Below are 19,277 nucleotides of genomic sequence, written 5' to 3' on the forward strand. Positions count from 1 at the left end.
ATATCCTAACCATTTAAGGATTTGTTCTGCTGGTGAAAGAGGTTTTAATTGACCAATAATGTAGATATTTGTATCTAAAAAAATTCTTCTCATTCATAACGCTCCTGAAACAGTTCTTGCTTAACTTCACGAATAAGCTCTAAAATCTGTTCCTGAGTTTCGATACCTGCTTCTTTAAATGCAGCTTGCATATTAGTACGCGCTTGTTCAAACTCAACTTGTTTGTTTTTATCGGGGACAATAATAACAAGTTCAACCTCTGTGTCTGTTGGCAAATCTTGATGGGGTTGCTCGATAATTAATTGTCCATCTTTGATTTTGGCTTTAGTCTGAATAAATTGCCTTTTTGATTTTTTCTCAGACTCAATCTGGTTTATTGCATCTATCTTATCATTTTTGAGCAACTACAGTTCAACAGCCCGATTGTGAGCGAGAAGTAGTTCAAGGCTGACCGCTGAAATAACTGATAACTGAGAAAACGGTAGCAATTTCTACCAAAAGTCCCAATAAAATTCGTTATCGTCATAAGGTCATGACGGAATGTAATTAAAACGAGAAAGAATGCGGATCGAGCAATTGCAAGCCTTTTTAGCCGTAGCCGATACGGGCAATTTCGGTCAAGCGGCGCGCCAGTGTGGAGTCACCCAATCGACTATCAGCCGCCAGATTCAATCCCTAGAAACCGATTTGGGCTTACCTCTTTTTCATCGTACCGCCCAAGCGAAATTAACCATTGCCGGCGAGAAATTACTGCCCCGGGCGAAACGAATTTGTCAAGAATGGACGAATATTCACAGGGAAATCACTGACCTACAGGCAGGAAAACAGCCGGAGTTGTGCGTGGCGGCGATTCATTCCGTCTGCGCCCACTATTTACCGCCGATTTTGCCGAAATTCTGTGCTGAATACCCAGAAGTTCAGTTAAGAGTTACAGCCCTAGGCAGCGATCGCGCCCTAAAAGTGCTGCGGGATGGTTTAGTAGATCTGGCCTTGGTAATGAATAATCGTTTTCTCACCTCTAGCCCGGAGATGGTGGTAGAAATATTATACGAAGAAGCGATCGAAATTCTCATGGCCGCCAATCATCCCCTCGCCCGATACAAAGAAGTGCCATGGTCAGAATTAATCCCCTATCCGCAAGTGGTTTTCAAAGATGGCTACGGGATGCAAAGATTAGTACAAGAATGGTTTTCTCGTCAGGATGCCCACCTAAAAACTGTCATGGAATTAAACACCCTCGATGCTTTTCGCGGTGTGGTGCGTCAGGGTAATATTATCGCTCTTCTGCCCCAATCGGCCCTGATGGAGGCCCATAGCGATGCCACCCTCGCCATTCGTCCTCTTGCTTCCCCTAGTAGCGAAAATCCCCATCTTAATAATGGTAAATTTAGTCATCGTCTCACCCGTCAGGTAGTCCTTGTCACCACCAGCGATCGCCTACAGATACCACCGATCGCTCATTTTTGTCAATTAGTGCGGCAAATGCGGCAAATTATGGTTAAAAGCTTAGAAAATCACCACGTCCAGCCTTAGCAATCCCCATCAATCCCATTTACTCTTTATTTTCTTCCTTGAGATGAGCGATACTTTTCGAGAATTATTAAAAGCGATCGGTAGTGGCACCCATACGGGCAAAAATTTGACCCGTCCCGAAGCGGCAATGGCCACCAAGATGATGTTAACCCAAGAGGCAACCCCCGCCCAAATCGGTGCTTTCATGATTGCCCATCGCATTAAACGCCCCACCAGCGATGAGTTAGCGGGAATGCTTGATGCCTACGCCGAGCTTGGCCCAGAAATAACCCTAGAATCAGCCTCTTTTCAGCATCCGATCGCTATTTTTGGCAATCCCTACGATGGACGTTCTCGCACTACCCCGGTTACTCCGATCACTACTTTAATCTTAGCGGCGGCAGGGGTTCCCGTAGTCCTGCACGGGGGCGATCGAATGCCGACTAAATACGGTATTTCCCTCAGGGAAATCTGGCAGCAATTAGGAGCAGATTTTAGTCAATTATCCTTAGCAGCAGTGAAAGACTGTTTAATCACCACAGGATTGACTTTTTTCTATATTCCCCGCCATTTTCCCCTAGTAGAGAATTTTGTTACCTATCGGGAGCAAATCGGTAAACGTCCGCCTATGGCCACGGTAGAGTTAATCTGGTCGCCTTTTGTGGGTAATATTCATCAGATATCGGGTTTTGTTCATCCCCCCACCGAAGATCGTTTTCGCGAAACTTTTGCCCTGAGAAATATCTCTCACTTCACCACCGTGAAAGGATTAGAGGGGAGTTGTGATTTAGCCTGTAATCGGACGGCAATTATCGGTCTGGGAAATCCCACCGATCCCCCTTCCTTTCAGCGATTTTTCCTAAATCCTCGCGATTATGGCTTCTGTCCCTCGGATTATCCCCTGGAATCTTTAGAATTGCTCACCGCTAAATTAAAGGGTTTATTAGCCGGAGAAAATAATGAATTAACCGATGCGGCAATTTTTAACGGTGGTTTTTATCTTTGGCGCTGTGGAATTGCCCCAGATATCCCCACCGGTTTCCAGCAAGCAGAACAATCTTTACAGTCAGGAAAAGCCCTGGCTAAACTAGAACAAATCTCTAATTATCTGGAAAATCAGGAATAGATAGGAATAGGGTTGTAGGGAAAATTACTTCTAAATCAATCATTAATTCGAGAAGTTAGGCCAAGAAGGTAAACCCCAGACTTGGTTTCAAGATAAATACTTTTGGGAAAAAACTTTCCCGACTGCATCATTTTCTCGCTCCAGTGGGAAAGCTATGACTACGGTAAACGATTTAGAAGTTTGTAATTCCTATCACAGTCGCCCATAGAAAAGCGCTCATGTCTGCAATTAACCCCTCGACGATCAAAAGTGAATTTATCTCTCCCTCTTTTTCTATCTTAAAACTGAAGGAAAACTCCCTCCACCTAGATGAAGATTTTCTCGGCAGTGATTTAGAAGATGATTTAGTATCTAGTCCCCAAAAAAGCTACAGCAACGGCACAACTACCGACTTAGTATTTTTGTACCTACAAGACATCGGCAGAGTGCCTCTACTCAAACGAGACGAGGAAGTTGAACAAGCGCAACGGGTGCAGCGTCATCTGTCTTTAGTGAAATTGCGCGCCACTGCCGTTAAACAAGGTGATGCACAACTACAGCAATTTGTCAAGTTAATGGAGGTTCGCGATCAGCTAACCGCTCAATTAGCCCATTGTCCCCCCCTAGAACGCTGGGCAAAAACCGCGCAAATCAGCGTGCCTGAGTTAAAAAATGCTTTAAAAGCAGGAAAACAGCGTTGGGCGCACCTAGCGGGCTTAGAAGTGGGGGAATTAGAAGAAATTATTGCCCTTGGTACCCGTGCCAAAGAACAGATGATCAAGGCCAATTTACGTCTGGTGGTGTCGGTGGCCAAAAAATATCAGAATCGCGGTTTAGAATTATTGGATTTGATTCAAGAGGGAACCCTCGGTTTAGAACAGGCTGTCAAGAAATTTGATCCCAGCAAAGGCTATCGTTTTAGTACCTATGCCTACTGGTGGATACGTCAAGGAATGACGAGAGCGATCGCAACTCAAAGCCGGCTTATTCGCTTACCGGTTCATATTACCGAAAAACTCAACAAAATTAAGAAGGCACAAAGGAAAATCTCACAAATGCGCGGTCGCACTGCGACCGTAGAGGAAATTGCCCAAGAGTTAGCTCTGACTCCTGAAGAGGTGCGGGAATTGTTGATGAAAGTGCCGCGTTCGGTTTCCTTAGAAATAAAAGTGGGTAAGGAAAAAGATACGGAATTATTAGACCTTTTGGAATCCGAAGCAGTGTCTTCAGAAAATCATTTTGTCGATGAATCTTTGCAAAGAGATATCAGAGAATTATTGGCAGATTTAACCACTCGCGAACGAGAAGTGATTGAATTGCGCTATGGTTTTCTCGATGGTCAATCCCATTCTTTAGCTGCTATCGGTCGCACTTTGGAATTATCCCCGGAAAGGGTACGACAAATTGAGTCGAAAGCGTTGCAAAAACTGCGTCAACCCCAGCGACGTAACCAAATTCGCGATTATTTTGAAGCGTTGAGTTAGTTAGATCATCAACAGAAGAACCCTGCTAGGGAGTTAAATACTCCCTATTTTTTTAGGAGACTTTAACTCAGCCAGAACAACGATTTGTCAGTTGCATTCCAGACGTTTTTGACGCTCTGCTAAGATTGTTTTTAAATTCGGTCGTCCGGTTAAGGTTAATCGCCAAGAAGCCCAAATTTCATAGATAATATCCACTAGAAACCCGATAACTGGCCATTTGGTAGCGGCATAAATCCAACCGATGCCCAAAATGCCCCTGTCCGGTTAATATGTCCAATTTTGTTTTGTCTGTAGGGTATAGGTTCCGTCGCGCACATTGACCCGATGGGGGATCAGCTTCAGGTCTCGGAAGATATTAGCTTGGTGTTGTAGGGCCGTCAGAGAGCGATCATCGATCGGGATAATGGCACGTTCAGAGGCCCTTTGTTCGAGATTAGCCACGATCGCCGGATCGATCTCGTGGTGAGCTGCCAAGCGTCTCGTCGCCTCTAACTCCTGTTGTTTGGCCCAGGCCCCCGCCTCGTTCACCTCCTCTAAAATCACCTTCAGTACATCGGGATAATCCCGCACCAATTCGGGAACCGCATAATAATAGGTCGGCACTTCTACAGAGGCGTTTTCCCCAAAGATACTCTCTAGATCGGCCAACGACCTTCCCGGATAGCTGCGCGTCTCCGTGGGAGAATAGGGAACCCAGACCACCCAAGCGTCGATCTCACCGCGACGGAAAAGCACCAGCGCTTCCGGTTGAGTCGCATACACCGGTTCGATATCGCTTAATTCTAGATTCACTCTCATCAGGGCGCGGATGAGGACATAATGGGCGCTCGAACCTCGATCGAAGGCGATTCTTTTTCCTTTTAAATCCGCCAAAGTCTCTATTGGCGAATCCTCTGGCACGAGAATCGCCTGACCTTTCGGGGCGGTATATTTCTCTTTGGCCACCCGGACGAAGACGTGTTCGGCCGCTTGGGAGAAAATACTCGCCGTACCGCCACCACCGCAAAAGTCGATCGTTCCGTTGCTCAAGGCCTCGATCAGAGAGGAAGCGGCCAGAAAACTCGTCCACGTTACCGTCACCCCCAAGGGTTTTAAGCGTCTTTCCAGAAAGGCCTGGGCGCGGAGAACTTCCAGATTGGTCATGCCCTCGGGATAGCCGATCTTGATGGTTCCTAGCCGCCGCGCTTGTTTGGCGAGGGGAGTGATAGGGTCGGGGGTTGAGCGCTTGAACCAGCGATCGATCAGGATACAGAAGAGAATTCCGGCGATAAATAATCCCACGGTCTCTAATAGCCGGGGAGTGGTATTCCGGGGGAATTTAAAGCTATCGACGAGGTTCAGAATCGGGTTATCCGAGGGAGAATTTTGACCGACGGCGATCTCGCGTAGCGAGCGCTTTGCGTTCGTGTCGGAAAATCGAGCCAGGAGAAAGCTCCCCACCAGACTGGTCAAAAAAAGCAGCGCGGGAAGAACTCCCCGGCAATTTCGCCACGGTTTCCAGAGACACTTAATCGAACGGTGGAGCATGGGATTTCTCGCAGAAAACAAGATTTATTATCGATAAAGGGGACAAGAGGGAAGGGTTTCCCAACTCCCTCGGCATAGCTGCCATTAGTTTTATCTACATACTATAGAAATCCACGACTCCTCGATTGTGTAACAAAGTACATTTATAAATGTATTGAAAATGATATAGTTTCAAAATAAAATTGCGCCCGCATTTGAGAGATCGAGGTGGTATGGATGGATTGGTTGATCGAAATCGTCAAAATCGCGGTGGCCACCGGCATAGCCACCACCTTCGACGACAATATTTATCTAACCGGCTTCTTTAGCGAGGTAAATCGTACCTTTCGCCCGGTTCACGTTGTCGTCGGCGAGCTAGTCGGGTTTACGGCCTTGGTATTGGTTAGCTTGGTCGGTTTTCTACTCGGCCTAATCATCCCACCGATTTATATTGGTCTTCTCGGAATGCTGCCGATCCTCATCGGTGTGAGAAATTTACTGACGTTAAATCGCGATAACGAGAGGGAAACCGCAGATCGCAAGGTTAATTTGCGAAGAAACGCCCAATTTCATGGGTTTGCCTCCCGCAGACTATCCCTCGCTCAAGTCCTCAGAGATCGCCAAACCTATAAAGTTTCCGCGGTCACGATATCCAATGGCGGCAATAATCTCGGTATCTATATTCCCCTATTCGCCAATAGTACCGTGGCGCAGTTAGCCGTAATCATCCCGATCTGCTATCTAATCGTCTGTACTTGGTTATTTCTCTCCTATAATCTAACCCGCCAACCGGGGATCGCGGTTGTCCTCAGCCGTTATGCGAGTAAGCTTTTCCCTTTTGTGCTGATGTGGTTGGGCCTACGGATTATTCTCGATAACGGCTCCTATCGCCTGTTGATTCCCATCGGCTAAATTAGACCCCCTGTAAACGCCAATCTCCAGATCCCACGGGAGTCAAAATTCAGGAAGAGAGAATAAAACACCATTTATTTCCTAGGCAGAATTATCACATCCCAAGGGGTGATTCTGAGTAGGGTGTAGAGTTAGGAGATTTTAACTCAGCGAGAACAACGATTTGATGAGTTGCATTCCAGACGCTTTTGACGCTCTGCTAAGATTGTTGGTAAATTCGGTCTTCCGGTTAAGGTTAATCGCCAAGAAGCCCAAATTTCATAGATAATATCCACTAGAAACCCAATAACCGGCCATTTGGTAGCGGCATAAATCCAACCAATGCCCAAAATATCATAGACTTGGCGAAACACTTCCACATTTTGAATGATAGTACCATCGGCTAGTACAGCATGGATTCGTCCCATGGCTGCCGCAAAGGAAATACCGCCATTTTCCTCTGGATTATAGTTTTCGGCGGCAATATCGACAAAAGCAACTAATCCTCTCCCAGCATCCTGTTTTTGCAGAAAATTGACCTCCCGCAAGCAGAGGGGACATTCTCCATCGTAGAGGAGTTTAATTTTCCAAGAGGGCGATCGAGTAGAATTTTCTAAGGTATCGGCAGATTGAGTCGGTAAAGATGACATGATCTTCTAGGGATTCTCGTTTTAGTGATTAGTGAATGGTTGGGGTTTGACAGCATTTTTCTTTATTTGTGGCAGACATAGTACTCCCCTCTCCCACCTCCTCCTTGAACGAATTCCCAGGGTTTGGGTGTGAGGGCAAGTGACCATCTCTGCCATGACTTTAGAAAAATGCCATGAAATGACTATAATCGTATCCATCGAAAAAAATCTATGATTGAAGACGTAAAAAGTGATTGACTTTATGGATTATCTGGGCTAAAGTGTGTGATGCAGATCACTTAAGTGTGTGAGGCAGATCACTTAGTTGTGTCGCAAAACTCAAGTTTGAATTGTGCTTATGATTCCAATCTTAGGACTATTTTCACACAGATGGGGGAAATACACAGGTAATGGTCGCCCATCAAAGACAGGCGATCTCGCGTAGCGAGCGCGTTGCGACCGCAAGCGGTACTCGTACTGTGAACCTGTAAATTTCTACTGATGGTGACATAGGTGTGCTGCTGGAGCGCAACAACAAGTTAAGCTTCCATGCTTTCTGTCTTGAATGCCTTATAATCTTTTCTAACTTATTGCCATGAAGTCAACCACTCTTGTAACTACCGCCGACTCATCGCCGGAAAACACCCGCGATGAGCAAAAGAAAGTAACCGAGAACGAGCGAATACCAAATAGTACAAACCCGACCAGTAAGATTGATGAGTTGTTAAAGGATGCTGTCGGTGACAAAAATTTAAATCAACTCTCCCGAAAAGATTTAAATGATCTTTTGAACAAAGTTGATTTTTTAGGTGCAATTGGACTTGATACTGACGGAAAACAGATACCAAAAAAAGTTGACGACAACCAAAAATCAAGTCTTACCTCAAGTCCTACCTCAAGTCTTACCTCAAGTCCTGCCTTAAGTCCTGCCTCAAGTCCTGCCTTAAGTCCTGCCTTAAGTCCTGCCTCAAGTCCTGCCTTAAGTCCTGCCTTAAGTCCTGCCTCAAGTCCTACCTCAAGTCTTACCTCAAGTCCTGCCTTAAGTCCTGCCTCAAGTCCTGCCTTAAGTCCTGCCTTAAGTCCTGCCTCAAGTCCTGCCTTAAGTTTTACCTCAAGTGTCTCACTACCAGATTTAGTGGGCAGTTTTGGCACGATTAGTTTGCCAAGTACAGTTGACTTCGGCGCTCTGGGGAATGCACAGGTAATTGTCACTAATCAAGGACAGGCGATCGCCAGTGGACCTAGTACTGTCAAACTCTACATTTCTACTGACGGTCAGATTGACAGTAACGATGCCTTACTCACCAGTGTCAGCACAAACTTGAACCTAAACGCTGGGCAGTCAGTCACCCTAGACTTGCAGTATCAAAACAATACTTCAGTCATCGCTCCGGGGGCCTACTTTCTCATTGCTCAAGTCGATGCAGATAACCAAATTGCCGAACAAGTAGAAACCAATAATGTCACCAGTAAATTAGTATCGGGACTCAATACTAACGCCGTCATCGACTGGAATGCGATCGCATTAAATGCGATTCAAGCCGAGGGAAAGGCAGGGCGGGGAGTTCCGCCGACAGTAGGTTCTCGCTTAATGGCGCTGGTTTCTACTGCCGTCTATGATACGGTCCAGGCCTTCAACACTTTATATCCCTCCTATGCTGTAAATGTGAACGCACCAGGGAATACCTCGTTGGAGATGGCGGTAGTTGGTGCTGCCTATCGAGTTCTCTCTACTCAATTATCTGGACAAAATAACTTGTTCTTACAGCAAGTAGCCAATTCTCGGGCGGAGATTCTGGACAGTGCCACCGCTGAAAGCAGGGGTTTTAATTTTGGCATTTTAGTAGCCAATCAGAGCCTCAATTTACGCACTAATGATGGTTCCAGCAACAATACGCCTTACACTCCGCCGTCGGGAGCCTATGTCTGGAGACCAGAAACCTCGGGCCCGACTGCTGGGGTAGCAGTGGGTGCGAACTGGGGGGGAGTAGATACTTGGACGATTGGCGACATTGACCAGTTTGTCTCGCAAAATCAAATTGATGTAACTCTTGATGGCCGTCCCGACACAAATCCTACATTGTATGCCCAAGAAATTGAAGAAGTCCGGCTCTATGGCGGCTTGCAAAACACTACTCTCACGACCACTTTACGCAATGCAGACCAGACAGAAATGGCTGTTTTCTGGTCTTATGACCGGGCTGATACCTTCCGTCCCTACGGTCAATTAAACCAAATTGCTCAAGAAATTGCGGTGCGCGAGGGCAATACCTTGCTAGAAGATGCCAGCCTATTTGCCGCATTAAATACCGCGCAGGCAGATGCGGTAATCGTCGCTTGGAAAGAGAAATACACTGAACTCCAACCTCGCCCTGATGACATAATTGCTGGGGGATTTGCGGCTAATGACGGGCTAGCTTCTACGGTGGGCGATCCCAATTGGAAACCCTTGCTGTCACCATTAATGGGGGTTAATTCGCCAGCTTTCCCGGATTATATGTCAGGGCATTCTGCCATGGGGGGAGTATTTGCTGGAGTGATGACTCACTATTTTGGCGAGAACTATGAATTTGATGCTGTCTCCCAAGAACTTCTTGGTGTCGTTCGTAGTTTCGATAGTTTCTATGAAGCGGGAATGGAAAATGCCCTCGGCCGTATTTATGGGGGGGTTCACGTCCGTGAGGCTTGCATTGATTCTTTTAACATGGGGTTAGCTGTTGGCAATTACGTCGCGTCAAATGTCTTTCAGCCGATTTAAAATCGGGTTCGTTGTTAAGGCTCCGGCCCGATGATTGACAATGGAACGTTTGTCTCTGGCACTTTTTTAGTCAAAAAAGTGCCAGAACTGTTTTCTAGGAAGGCTTCCAGTAATATTCGGCCAACCCTATCTAGGGTTGGCTGAATAAATGTGAAATATTGACGAGGTAAGGGGTTTGGGGCTTTTTTGGCGAAGCAGGTGCAAGATTTTCAAGCTAGTGACTCAAAAACCTTGCATCTTGATCGGTTGGCATCCTGTAGGGGCGAAGCATTCGGATAGAAAATCTACGGTTTCAGCGATAGGTTATTGCCCGAATGCTTCGCCCCTACTTTTTCAACCAACCCTAGATAGTCAACAGCTTAACTGATAACTGATTCAAGGCTGTCTCCTGAATACTGAATACTGAATACTGAGGGTTATTTTATGGCAATTTATCAGATGGGATGGTATCACTCTCTACGGGTTCTCGATCGTTGCGTTTTGAGAAACCCCAAGCAAAGAGGATAGCAATTAAACTGATCATAATCCATTCTGGCGGCACAAAATCGGGACTAATCACCCGCAACAGCAATCTTAAACCCACCAAACCGACGGTGACAAAACCGGCATCTTCTAGGTGGGTGTATTCCTCTAACCAGCGAATAAATAAACCCGCCATAAAGCGCAGGGTAACTACTCCGATCGTACCACCAAGCAGGATCAACCAAGTATCATCGGCCACGGCGATGGAGGTGGTAACACTATCGAGGGAAAAAGCTAAATCGGTAACGGCAATTAGGGGGATAGCTTGCCAGAGAGATTGAAACTTGAGACTATGATGGGTGTGATCCTTGTCTTCCGGGGAGGCAAAGTAATTAAAGACTAACCAGAGCAAATATACTGCTCCCAAAAGTTCAAACTGCCAGTATTTAACCACCCAGGTGGCGGTAAGAATCAAGACCATACGGAGAATATAGGCGAAAACTAAGCCAATATTCAAGGCCTGACGTTGACGCTGATGATCTCCTAATCCCTGTGCTATGGAAGCGAGAGCAATGGCGTTATCTGCTGATAATACCGCTTCTAGGGCAATGAGAACCAACAGAATTAACGGGGTTTTTAGACTAAGGGTTAGAGATGAATCAAGGAGCGAGTCTAACATTGAGGCCGCAGGTAAAAATAAATGTAATCATGGCAATACCTCAGCTTAACGCTTTTACAACTTTCTTTTCTAGGGGAGATAACCGTCACCGGGGTGGGGAGATATGAAGTCTTGTAACGAAATGATGCAGAGGACCCCGATGATGTCGGAAAGTATTGGATGAATATCTTTATGAGGAGATAATCAGCAATGCTTTCTGATACTCAAGTTTTAGTCGCTCTGGTAATTGCTTTAATCCCCGGGATTTTGGCTTTTCGTCTAGCGACGGAACTTTATAAGTAAAGTCGCTTTCAATAAACCCTGATCCCGTCTGACCTAGCTATAGGATAGACCGATTGGGGTTTTTTTGGTTATCGGTCATCAGTTATCAGTGATTGGGTGTAACTTAAAAGTAATTAGCCACCTTTCTCACCGATTTTACTTGTACTCATAAATCTATGACCGCACGAACACGAAACCAAACCGACAAAAAACCGAGCAAAAAGCCAAAAAGCGTCAATAAATCCCAAAACTGGCAAGTTATCGAGATTTGGCTGCGAATTATTGCCTATAGCGCTCTTTCGATCACGGCAGTTTTTGCGATCGCTCGTTTGCTACCCTACCAACAGATGCAACAGGCAAAACTGGAAGAACTGCGTTTGGCAGCCCAGGAAAAGGAGGAACGGGTTAATCAATTGCGCGGTCAATTTACTCGCAGCTTTGATCCTAGTCAAGCGCGGCAAGTGATGGGGGAACAAAGTCCCCGACGGGATCCTAATCAAAGACGCATTTTTTGGGTTTCTCAGTAGAATCGAGCGAGATAAATTCGTTTTTGAGCAGATTATTTGAGTATTTTGCCGATGCTGGTTGTTCACAACGAAAAAATTCTCGATTTAATTAAATACCGCTACTCTCTGGGGGATATCCAGAGATTATCCGCGTTTTTGTCGGAAAATGATGTCTTGAGATTTCCCCAGCTGGAAAATGGCTTATTTCCAGCAGCATTAGTCAGCAATGAGACAGAATACACCGGATATGCCAATGTTTGGCTGAGGGATAACGTTTATCTGGCTTATTCTCACTATATTATCGGACAGACAGCGATCGCTGTCAAGAATATTCAGACTTTGATGAACTATTTTCAAAAGTTCCAAAGGCGTTTTATTAATATTATCCAAGGTCGAGTTAATCCTGAAAAGATCAGGGAACGTCCTCATATTCGTTTTGAGGGACGTACACTGACGGAAATTGACCAAGTTTGGCAACACGCACAAAATGATGCCCTTGGCTATTTTCTCTGGTTTTATTGTCGTTTGGCACGGGAAAAATATGTTCAGCTTTCCCCCCATTGTTTAGAAACAATCGCCCTATTCCCCTTATATTTTGAAGCGATTAGTTATTGGCAGGATGAGGATAGCGGTCACTGGGAAGAAACCCGCAAAATAGAAGCATCTAGCATCGGGGTTGTGGTAGCGGGATTACGCGAATTAAAAAGGTTATTAATGGAGACAGAGATAAATCTCACGGCCGAAAATCGCAGGATTACACCGGCATTTTTAGCGGACTTAATTGAGATAGGAGAACAAGCTTTATACCGTATTTTACCAGCCGAGTGTCTTCTACCAGTACCGCAGGCGAGAAGTTATGATGCAGCCCTACTTTTTTTGATTTATCCCTTACAAGTGGTGGAGACAAATATCGCTGATCAAATTCTTAATAATGTTATCGTTCACCTTCAGGGAGATTACGGTATTCGTCGCTATTTAGGTGATTCTTTTTGGTGTCGAGACTATCGCTTAATTCCCCCAGAAATCCGCACCACCGTATCGACAGAAAGAGAAAATTGGTTACAGGAACAAGGGAGAGGATTAAACCTAGGCGAAGAAGCACAATGGTGTATTTTTGATCCGATTATTTCTGCCATTTTTGGCCTTAAATTCCAGGGTACAGGTCAGGAAAAATACCTCAACCTACAAACCCATTACTTCAATCGTTCTCTCGGACAAATTACGGGAAAAGATTCCCCTGTGGGTGAGTTTAAATGTCCCGAATTATACTATCTAGAACAGGGAAAATATATTCCTAATGATGCCACTCCTCTCCTTTGGACACAGGCTAATTTACAAATCGCATTGGAACTAATTAAGAAAAGTTTAAGCAAATAGTGTAATTCTGTTTGACCAGATAAAATTAAAACTATATATAAATTCGGGAGTTAAAAAATGCCTAATAACAACAATCAACCCGATATCAATAAAGCGATCGATGTGTGTATGGAGGAGCATAAAACCCTGAGAACGGAAATTTTACAAACCATACAAAATCGCACTAATGTTATTGTCTTCGGAGGCGCTCTAGTTTTGACTTTACTGGGAATTGGGATCAGTCCCATCGCTAACTTGATTTGATCGCTGACTACCTGCAAGATAAAGAAAGAGAACGAATCAGATAGGGAATTTACAAGGGGATAAAAATTAAAATCTTTGGCTCTCTTATTCCCCGTATGATGAGTTTAACTTAATATACGATCGATCGATCTTTGTGTCCTTTGTGTCTTTGTGGTTCGCTCCACTCCCCCGCCAGCCCAACTGTATCTTAGAATATATTTTACCCACCAAACTCAAGAGAGCCAATCTTTCTGATTTCAAGCTACCAACGACCGGCGCTAGTCACTGATAACTGAAACCTGAAAACTGATAACTGATAACTGATAACTGAAATGACTCGATCCTATTTTGCTACTACCGCTAGGGGACTAGAAGAAATTGCCGCTAGGGAATTAGAATGCCTAGGGGCCAAAGAAGTGAAACCAGTATTCACCGGAGTCCATTTTCAGGGAGATCTGGCCCTACTCTATCGAGTCAATCTTTGGTCAAGAATTATTTTTCGGGTTTTGGTTCCCATTGCCGAAATTCCCTGTGGGGATGGGAAGGAACTGTATGATGGCATTCAAGCCATTGATTGGCGCGATTATCTCACCAGTGAGGAAACTTTAGCGGTACAATGTACGGGAACGAACGATCGCCTCAATCACACCCATTACACCGCTTTAAGCATCAAAAACGCTATTATCGACCAACAGCGTCAACAGGGGAATCCCCGTTCTTTTGTGGATACAGAAAATCCCGACCTGCAAATTAACGCTCATATCGAGAAAAATCGCTGTGTGCTTAGTTTAGATAGTTCTGGTCACAGTTTGCATCGTCGCGGGTATCATCGGGCCATGGGAGTCGCACCTCTGAAAGAAAGTCTCGCCGCTGCTTTGGTAGAATTATCGGCATGGCAGGATGATATGGCGCTTTTAGACCCTTTTTGTGGTTCGGGAACTATTGTCATCGAAGCGACGTTAAAAGCTTTAAATATTGCCCCCGGTTTATCCCGTTCCCAGTTCGGATTTCAGAAATGGCCAGACTATCAACCGGATTTATGGCAATCTTTGGTTAAGGAAGCTAAAGAAAAACAAAAATCTCAGCTAAATGCGCCAATTTATGCTAGTGATGCCGATTATGAGGTTTTGCATCAGGCCGAGGATAACGCCTATTTTTGTCAGGTGCAGGACTATATTAATTTTAGCTTGCAAAGCATCACCGACTTAGAACCGGCGAGCGATCGAGGGATTATTCTCTGTAATCCCCCTTACGGCAAAAGATTGGGTAATACCGAAGAATTAGGGGCCCTATATAAATCCTTCGGTGATGTCTTAAAACAGAGGTTTAAGGGTTGGACAGCCTATATTTTATCGGGAAACAAAGAACTGACTAAACAAATCGGTCTGCGTTCTTCCCGTCGCACTCCCTTGTATAACGGTTCTCTGCCCTGTACCCTCTTAAAATATGAGTTGTATTAAGCTAAGACGCATTTAAGCCGCTTATTCTTAGATTAGCCGAATCTCCCCCGCCCCCCCTGCCCCCCGACATCGGGGGGGTTGCCTCTTGCAAGAGTGCCTCTTGCCTCATCTCAACCAGCAATTTAAATTCGCAGGCAGTTTGACTACATCAAAACCTTGAGACTGTCAAGAGCTAAATGAACATTTTGACGAACTGAGGCAGCAGAAGTGTGTAGATCCAGACGTTCAGCATCGGTCAAACGCACTTCCAGAATACTTTCCACACCCCGACATCCTAAGCGACAGGGAACCCCCAGATAAACATCCTGTAAACCGTATTCACCCTTGAGATAGGCTGCCGCCGGCAGTAAACGGGATTGATTTCTCAATATCGTCTCGACCATGGTACAGGCAGAGGAAGCAGGGGCGTAATAAGCGCCGCCAGTTTGCAGTAATTTGACGATTTCAGCCCCACCGTTGCGAGTTCTCTCCACTAGACGATTAATTGTTATCTCGTCCATTAATTCGGTAATTGGCACACCACTGACGGTACAGTAACGGGGTAGGGGTAACATTAAATCACCGTGACCACCCAAAACCATAGCATGAACGTCGGCGGTACTAACCCCCAATTCCATGGCGATAAAGGTTTGTAAACGGGAAGAATCGAGGACCCCTGCCATTCCCATCACTCTTTGGGGGGGTAAACCGGTTGCTTGCCAGACTAGATAGGTCATCACATCAAGGGGATTAGTGATGACGATAAAAATGGCTTCCGGAGAATACTGGAGGCATTTAGTGGCGGCCTCGACGACAATTTTAGCATTGACATTCATGAGATCATCGCGACTCATGCCCGGTTTTCTGGCTAATCCGGCCGTAATCACGACAATATCCGAGCCTGCCGTGTCTTCGTAGTTATTAGTGCCAATAATCTCGCTGTCGTGCAGTTCTATGCCCTGAGCTTCCATCAAATCTAGGGCAATACCCTGGGGCAAACCATTGACGATATCGAGGAGAACCACATCGGCGAGGTTTTTTTCGGCGATGCGTTGGGCCAGGGTGCGTCCGACGTTACCAGCACCAATAACCGAGACTCGGGGCGATTGACAGGGGATGGGTGTATCGTAGAAGTCAACCATGGTTTATGGATGAGGCAATATCCTCATCAGGCGGGTTCCAGTTGTTCGAGCTTTAGCCACACACTGGGGGTAGGAACGTAGAATTTAACCAAAGCGTAATCATCTTTTACATCCAAGACTTCTGCTGTCGAGTTGAACATATAACTAGGTAAACGGCGATCGCTGGCTAAGGCTTCGAGGCTATTTTCTAGGTTTCCCGTCACCACGCGGACTAAAGCTCCTTTCTTAATTGTAGCTGCCATGTCTTTCTCGTTGAATTTGCTTGGGGGTTTCTTCTATAAATTGTTACATATTCCGGCGGGCCTCTGACAAGAGAGTGTGGGGTGTGGGGTGTGGGGTGTGGGGTGTGGGAATGATGAATTATGAATTATGAATTGGGGAGTGGGGAGAATAAATAAAAGCTGTCTCCTGAATACTGTCTCCTGTCTCGGAGTCTCCTCTCTCCTAACCCCACCGACAAACTTTTTCAGTAAACCCTAATTAAAACTCAACCATTTGACCATAACCTAAGAGAGTTTGTAGGGTGGCGAGGCGATTTTCCCAGACTTGTATTTGATAGACAGATAAATCTTTTTGTCTGGACATCACAGATTTAAATTGATAGCTAAATCGCTTTAAGGCATTTTGAGTTAAAGTAAAATTGCGAGGGCTGGGATTATTAGCCAATTGTTCTAATAGATTAGCCATTTCGTCCACTTCTTGCCCCCAAGTTTTTAAGGTTCGCTCCTCCATTGCCCATAGATTATTCACTATTAAAAATATCCACTCTTGACGCAGGGAATTAAACCTCGCCGCCGCCGTTTTGAAGGGTTGACGGTGGGGTAAAGGTTCGGTTTTTTTCGTAATTATCGATCCCTGAATGCGATTAAGAATTGTTTGCAGGTTGGTACTGAGGTTTTCTGTGGCAAAAAGAGCGAATCCCGAAGTGGGAAGATTACGAATAAATTGTAGTTGATCGATGGTGACTTGATCGGGTACTTTTAACAGACGGATACCGGGTATAATCAGAGCATTTCCCGCAATTTGGCGATCAAATAAAGACTGGGTTTTCTCTTCTAAAGTCCCCGTATCAAGAGCATAAGTCATTAAAAATATCAGATCTATCCATTGATTTTGTCCCCATTCTTCCCAGTTTTGTTGAATCCGATATAATCGTTCTTTTTGTTCTAGGGGAAACACCGCCGCCGACATTTTTAAGTGGGGACGAATCTGTTTTAAGCGAGTAGAAACCTGCGAGACAAAAGTATCAACCTGACGGATTTTAAAGCTAGTCCATTGTTCCCATAAAGCACCCCCAGTATTTAAAGTAATGGGATCAACTCCCGTCATTTGTTTAAATAACCAACGGCCAGATTTACCATAACCGTAGGTTTGATTATAATCTTGATTCTGGAAGGGATAGCGAATATAATCTAACTGCAAGCCATCCACATCATAATTCCTGACAATTTCCTCGTAAAGAGATAAAAGATAGTTCTGTACTTCGGGATTAGCAGGATCAAAAAAGGCCTTTTTCATGCCTTGACTGTAATCAAAAGAACCACCACTTTTATTAGTTGCCCCCCAATCGGGATTACGGGATAAAACTGGACCAAGATAATCTAAAGGTTGCTCTAATACCTTATTATGAGCTTGATTAGCCGCCGCAAAAACCCACACCCAGGCGTGGATTTCCATATTGCGTTCATGGGCTAATTTAACGGCAACTTTTAGGGGATCCCAACCTCTGGTTAAAGGGTTTTGTTCGGGGGCAACTTGACTGGGATAAATAGTATAACTGGCATTAACTGTCTCGAAAAAGACCACATTAATACCCGCCGCCGCCATGCGATCGAATACTTTAGCTAAATCCTCCTCATTTTTAGCTTCTACGATCGTGCCTCGATCTAACCACATTGCCCGTATTTCTGGTTGGGCAAATTGTCGATTAGTGGGATAATGATCCCAAAGATTTCGCCGCGCTTGTAGCCAAAATTCTCGCGCTTGGGTATAGTCCCCTTGGGCGATTAAATTCTGAAAATTATTTAAGGCTCCTTGGGCATTTTCTAGGGCTAAACGGAATCGTCTGGCTGTATCTGAGGTGGGGGAATTTTTCCCAAGATTATGAAATGCTTGTGCTAGGGATTTATCAGTATTGGATATATTACTATTACTGGCCTCTAAAGCTAAGAGAGTCGCCCCATAACGTCCGATTAATCCCTGCAATTCCGCCGTCATCTGGCTAATTTGTTGGGGAGTTAGACTTGCTCTGGGGGGAATTGCCTCGGTATTCGCACTTAATCTCCCCATTTCATTACCTGAAGTTTCCGCAGTCGGGGGTAGAGGGCGACGGGGAGCGGTCGCAACGCGCTCGCTACGCGAGATCGCCGTTGGTGTATTATTAATATTATTAACTATTGTTGATTGTCCTTGACAATAGGGCGCAATTGTGTTAATAGAAGAACTGCGATTAATGCCGTAGCGTTGCAGGGCGGTTTCTAGCCAAGCGCTATCGAGGGCGAGATTAGCGACGGCATCGCTGCCCCAGCGCCAACCGAGAAAGATCGAGTTATTATTGAGGACAACGGCGGGGGGATTGTTGCGCGCCCCCCAAACGGCGACGGTTTGGCTATTAACTCCCGTGGGGATAACCACACCACCGAGGAGACTGCTGGCTAAAGGTTTTTGGTTTTTCAGTTCACCTAAATTAGTCGGCCGCAGGGTGTAAGCTTGGGAGTGGGGATAGGCCCAGTAGGCCCCAAACAGCGATCGCAGTTGCTCGCGCACGGCGGGTTCCGAAAGATTTCCCGCCGGACCGGTGACGATAATTTTACCACCGCGATTCAGCCAACGGCTCAAGACATCAGCTTGTAAACCGGAAATAGTCTCGACGTTGGGGATGATCAGCACCTTAATTTTATTTAAATCCGTGTCGCTTTGCCACTGATTACTCTGGAGAATGCAGTAATTAACCCCGACATTTTGCAAACGTTCGGTTATATCTGTCCATTGATTGGCATTTTCTTGACTTTTTAACACTGCCACCGGTGTCGCTAAAACTGGGATCGGCAGCAAGACACCCACACAGGACAAAAGACAGGCAATTAGGGGCTTTTTAAACAGATGATCAAGATGGAAGGACGATCCCAGCACGTTTTTTTCTCTTAATTTTTTTTGGTTAACTCCTCCTGATCTTACCCAACTTAGCCAAAAAATAGTATCTTTGGGAACAAAAATTGCGCCTTAGTCGTCGGCAAGGCGGATTTTAGGGTATTAGTTGAATTTCCCCACTTCCCCACTTCCCCATTCATAATTCATAATTCAT

18 protein-coding genes and 1 pseudogene are annotated in these 19,277 nt (G+C 45.4%); 10 read left to right on the forward strand and 9 right to left on the reverse strand.

Annotated elements, in window-relative coordinates; genetic code table 11:
* Nucleotides 1–89 precede the first annotated feature (89 nt).
* Nucleotides 90–404, reverse strand: a complete 315-nt coding sequence (locus B5D77_RS24450) for a hypothetical protein (RefSeq protein WP_253257733.1) — start codon at nt 402–404, stop codon at nt 90–92.
* Between the two features lie 157 nt (nt 405–561).
* Between B5D77_RS24450 and B5D77_RS24455 the strand changes: the two genes are divergently transcribed.
* The 3 genes from B5D77_RS24455 (at nt 562) to sigC (ending at nt 4,101) form a co-directional block, all read left to right on the forward strand.
* A complete protein-coding gene (locus tag B5D77_RS24455; protein WP_008199874.1) occupies nt 562–1,533 on the forward strand; it encodes a LysR family transcriptional regulator in 972 nt (323 codons plus the stop codon).
* 43 nt (nt 1,534–1,576) lie between these two features.
* Nucleotides 1,577–2,638 carry an anthranilate phosphoribosyltransferase family protein gene (locus B5D77_RS24460; protein WP_008199876.1) on the forward strand — a complete coding sequence of 354 codons (1,062 nt, stop codon included), beginning with the start codon at nt 1,577–1,579 and terminating at the stop codon, nt 2,636–2,638.
* Between the two features lie 218 nt (nt 2,639–2,856).
* Nucleotides 2,857–4,101: an RNA polymerase sigma factor SigC gene (gene sigC, locus B5D77_RS24465; protein ID WP_106909832.1), complete on the forward strand. Its 1,245-nt coding sequence runs from the start codon at nt 2,857–2,859 to the stop codon at nt 4,099–4,101.
* A gap of 67 nt (nt 4,102–4,168) precedes the next feature.
* Here the strand turns inward: sigC and B5D77_RS24470 are convergent.
* Nucleotides 4,169–4,353, reverse strand: a pseudogene (locus B5D77_RS24470) (thiol-disulfide oxidoreductase); the annotation flags it as partial.
* A 12-nt stretch (nt 4,354–4,365) separates the two neighbouring features.
* On the reverse strand, nt 4,366–5,628 hold the full coding sequence (locus B5D77_RS24475) for a sulfonate ABC transporter substrate-binding protein (protein ID WP_106909833.1): 1,263 nt from the start codon (nt 5,626–5,628) through the stop codon (nt 4,366–4,368).
* 216 nt (nt 5,629–5,844) lie between these two features.
* Between B5D77_RS24475 and B5D77_RS24480 the strand changes: the two genes are divergently transcribed.
* Nucleotides 5,845–6,519, forward strand: coding sequence for a cadmium resistance transporter (locus tag B5D77_RS24480; protein ID WP_008199882.1), 675 nt, complete (start codon nt 5,845–5,847; stop codon nt 6,517–6,519).
* A gap of 146 nt (nt 6,520–6,665) precedes the next feature.
* On the opposite strand, the gene B5D77_RS24485 is transcribed toward B5D77_RS24480, so the two are convergent.
* Entirely contained in the window at nt 6,666–7,148 is a 483-nt protein-coding gene (locus B5D77_RS24485) for a thiol-disulfide oxidoreductase DCC family protein (protein ID WP_106909834.1), read from the reverse strand.
* 735 nt (nt 7,149–7,883) lie between these two features.
* Entirely contained in the window at nt 7,884–8,279 is a 396-nt protein-coding gene (locus B5D77_RS27560) for a hypothetical protein (protein ID WP_253852033.1), read from the reverse strand.
* A gap of 7 nt (nt 8,280–8,286) precedes the next feature.
* On the opposite strand from B5D77_RS27560, the gene B5D77_RS24490 reads away from it, so the two are divergent.
* A complete protein-coding gene (locus B5D77_RS24490) occupies nt 8,287–9,885 on the forward strand; it encodes a vanadium-dependent haloperoxidase (RefSeq protein WP_254053016.1) in 1,599 nt (532 codons plus the stop codon).
* Nucleotides 9,886–10,306: 421 nt separating this feature from the next.
* On the opposite strand, the gene B5D77_RS24495 is transcribed toward B5D77_RS24490, so the two are convergent.
* Nucleotides 10,307–11,026, reverse strand: coding sequence for a TerC family protein (locus B5D77_RS24495; protein ID WP_106909836.1), 720 nt, complete (start codon nt 11,024–11,026; stop codon nt 10,307–10,309).
* Between the two features lie 189 nt (nt 11,027–11,215).
* Here B5D77_RS24495 and psaM point away from each other — a divergent pair, with 189 nt between their 5' ends.
* The 5 genes from psaM (at nt 11,216) to B5D77_RS24520 (ending at nt 14,852) form a co-directional block, all read left to right on the forward strand.
* Complete coding sequence (gene psaM, locus B5D77_RS24500) at nt 11,216–11,308, forward strand: photosystem I reaction center subunit XII (protein WP_012264462.1); 93 nt, start codon at nt 11,216–11,218, stop codon at nt 11,306–11,308.
* Between the two features lie 155 nt (nt 11,309–11,463).
* The gene (locus tag B5D77_RS24505) at nt 11,464–11,814 is read left to right on the forward strand and encodes a hypothetical protein (RefSeq protein WP_106909837.1); all 351 of its coding nucleotides are present in this window, start codon (nt 11,464–11,466) and stop codon (nt 11,812–11,814) included.
* 51 nt (nt 11,815–11,865) lie between these two features.
* On the forward strand, nt 11,866–13,170 hold the full coding sequence (locus tag B5D77_RS24510; protein ID WP_106909838.1) for a glycoside hydrolase family 15 protein: 1,305 nt from the start codon (nt 11,866–11,868) through the stop codon (nt 13,168–13,170).
* Between the two features lie 57 nt (nt 13,171–13,227).
* Nucleotides 13,228–13,413 (forward strand): hypothetical protein, encoded by a 186-nt coding sequence (locus B5D77_RS24515; protein ID WP_106909839.1) that lies wholly within the window; start codon nt 13,228–13,230, stop codon nt 13,411–13,413.
* A 311-nt stretch (nt 13,414–13,724) separates the two neighbouring features.
* Nucleotides 13,725–14,852, forward strand: a complete 1,128-nt coding sequence (locus B5D77_RS24520; RefSeq protein ID WP_106909840.1) for a class I SAM-dependent RNA methyltransferase — start codon at nt 13,725–13,727, stop codon at nt 14,850–14,852.
* Between the two features lie 143 nt (nt 14,853–14,995).
* Here the strand turns inward: B5D77_RS24520 and mdh are convergent, their stop codons facing one another.
* From mdh to B5D77_RS24535, 3 genes are all read right to left on the reverse strand, one after another.
* Nucleotides 14,996–15,973 carry a malate dehydrogenase gene (gene mdh / locus B5D77_RS24525; RefSeq protein WP_008199899.1) on the reverse strand — a complete coding sequence of 326 codons (978 nt, stop codon included), beginning with the start codon at nt 15,971–15,973 and terminating at the stop codon, nt 14,996–14,998.
* A 26-nt stretch (nt 15,974–15,999) separates the two neighbouring features.
* A complete protein-coding gene (locus B5D77_RS24530) occupies nt 16,000–16,215 on the reverse strand; it encodes an NAD(P)H-quinone oxidoreductase subunit O (RefSeq protein WP_008199900.1) in 216 nt (71 codons plus the stop codon).
* Nucleotides 16,216–16,453: 238 nt separating this feature from the next.
* Complete coding sequence (locus B5D77_RS24535; RefSeq protein WP_008199902.1) at nt 16,454–19,105, reverse strand: glycoside hydrolase family 10 protein; 2,652 nt, start codon at nt 19,103–19,105, stop codon at nt 16,454–16,456.
* Nucleotides 19,106–19,277: the final 172 nt, after the last annotated feature.

This window comes from Microcystis sp. MC19 (genome assembly GCF_003019735.1).
In the GTDB taxonomy this organism is placed as follows: domain Bacteria; phylum Cyanobacteriota; class Cyanobacteriia; order Cyanobacteriales; family Microcystaceae; genus Microcystis.

Excerpts from the sequence above, each read along its gene's own strand:
- B5D77_RS24455 (WP_008199874.1), top strand. The coding sequence starts at position 562 with ATGCGGATCGAGCAATTGCAAGCCTTTTTAGCCGTAGCCGATACGGGC.
- B5D77_RS24460 (WP_008199876.1), top strand. The coding sequence starts at position 1,577 with ATGAGCGATACTTTTCGAGAATTATTAAAAGCGATCGGTAGTGGCACC.
- sigC (WP_106909832.1), top strand. The coding sequence starts at position 2,857 with ATGTCTGCAATTAACCCCTCGACGATCAAAAGTGAATTTATCTCTCCC.
- B5D77_RS24475 (WP_106909833.1), bottom strand. The coding sequence starts at position 5,628 with ATGCTCCACCGTTCGATTAAGTGTCTCTGGAAACCGTGGCGAAATTGC.
- B5D77_RS24480 (WP_008199882.1), top strand. The coding sequence starts at position 5,845 with ATGGATTGGTTGATCGAAATCGTCAAAATCGCGGTGGCCACCGGCATA.
- B5D77_RS24485 (WP_106909834.1), bottom strand. The coding sequence starts at position 7,148 with ATGTCATCTTTACCGACTCAATCTGCCGATACCTTAGAAAATTCTACT.
- B5D77_RS24495 (WP_106909836.1), bottom strand. The coding sequence starts at position 11,026 with ATGTTAGACTCGCTCCTTGATTCATCTCTAACCCTTAGTCTAAAAACC.
- psaM (WP_012264462.1), top strand. The coding sequence starts at position 11,216 with ATGCTTTCTGATACTCAAGTTTTAGTCGCTCTGGTAATTGCTTTAATC.
- B5D77_RS24505 (WP_106909837.1), top strand. The coding sequence starts at position 11,464 with ATGACCGCACGAACACGAAACCAAACCGACAAAAAACCGAGCAAAAAG.
- B5D77_RS24510 (WP_106909838.1), top strand. The coding sequence starts at position 11,866 with ATGCTGGTTGTTCACAACGAAAAAATTCTCGATTTAATTAAATACCGC.
- B5D77_RS24515 (WP_106909839.1), top strand. The coding sequence starts at position 13,228 with ATGCCTAATAACAACAATCAACCCGATATCAATAAAGCGATCGATGTG.
- B5D77_RS24520 (WP_106909840.1), top strand. The coding sequence starts at position 13,725 with ATGACTCGATCCTATTTTGCTACTACCGCTAGGGGACTAGAAGAAATT.
- mdh (WP_008199899.1), bottom strand. The coding sequence starts at position 15,973 with ATGGTTGACTTCTACGATACACCCATCCCCTGTCAATCGCCCCGAGTC.
- B5D77_RS24530 (WP_008199900.1), bottom strand. The coding sequence starts at position 16,215 with ATGGCAGCTACAATTAAGAAAGGAGCTTTAGTCCGCGTGGTGACGGGA.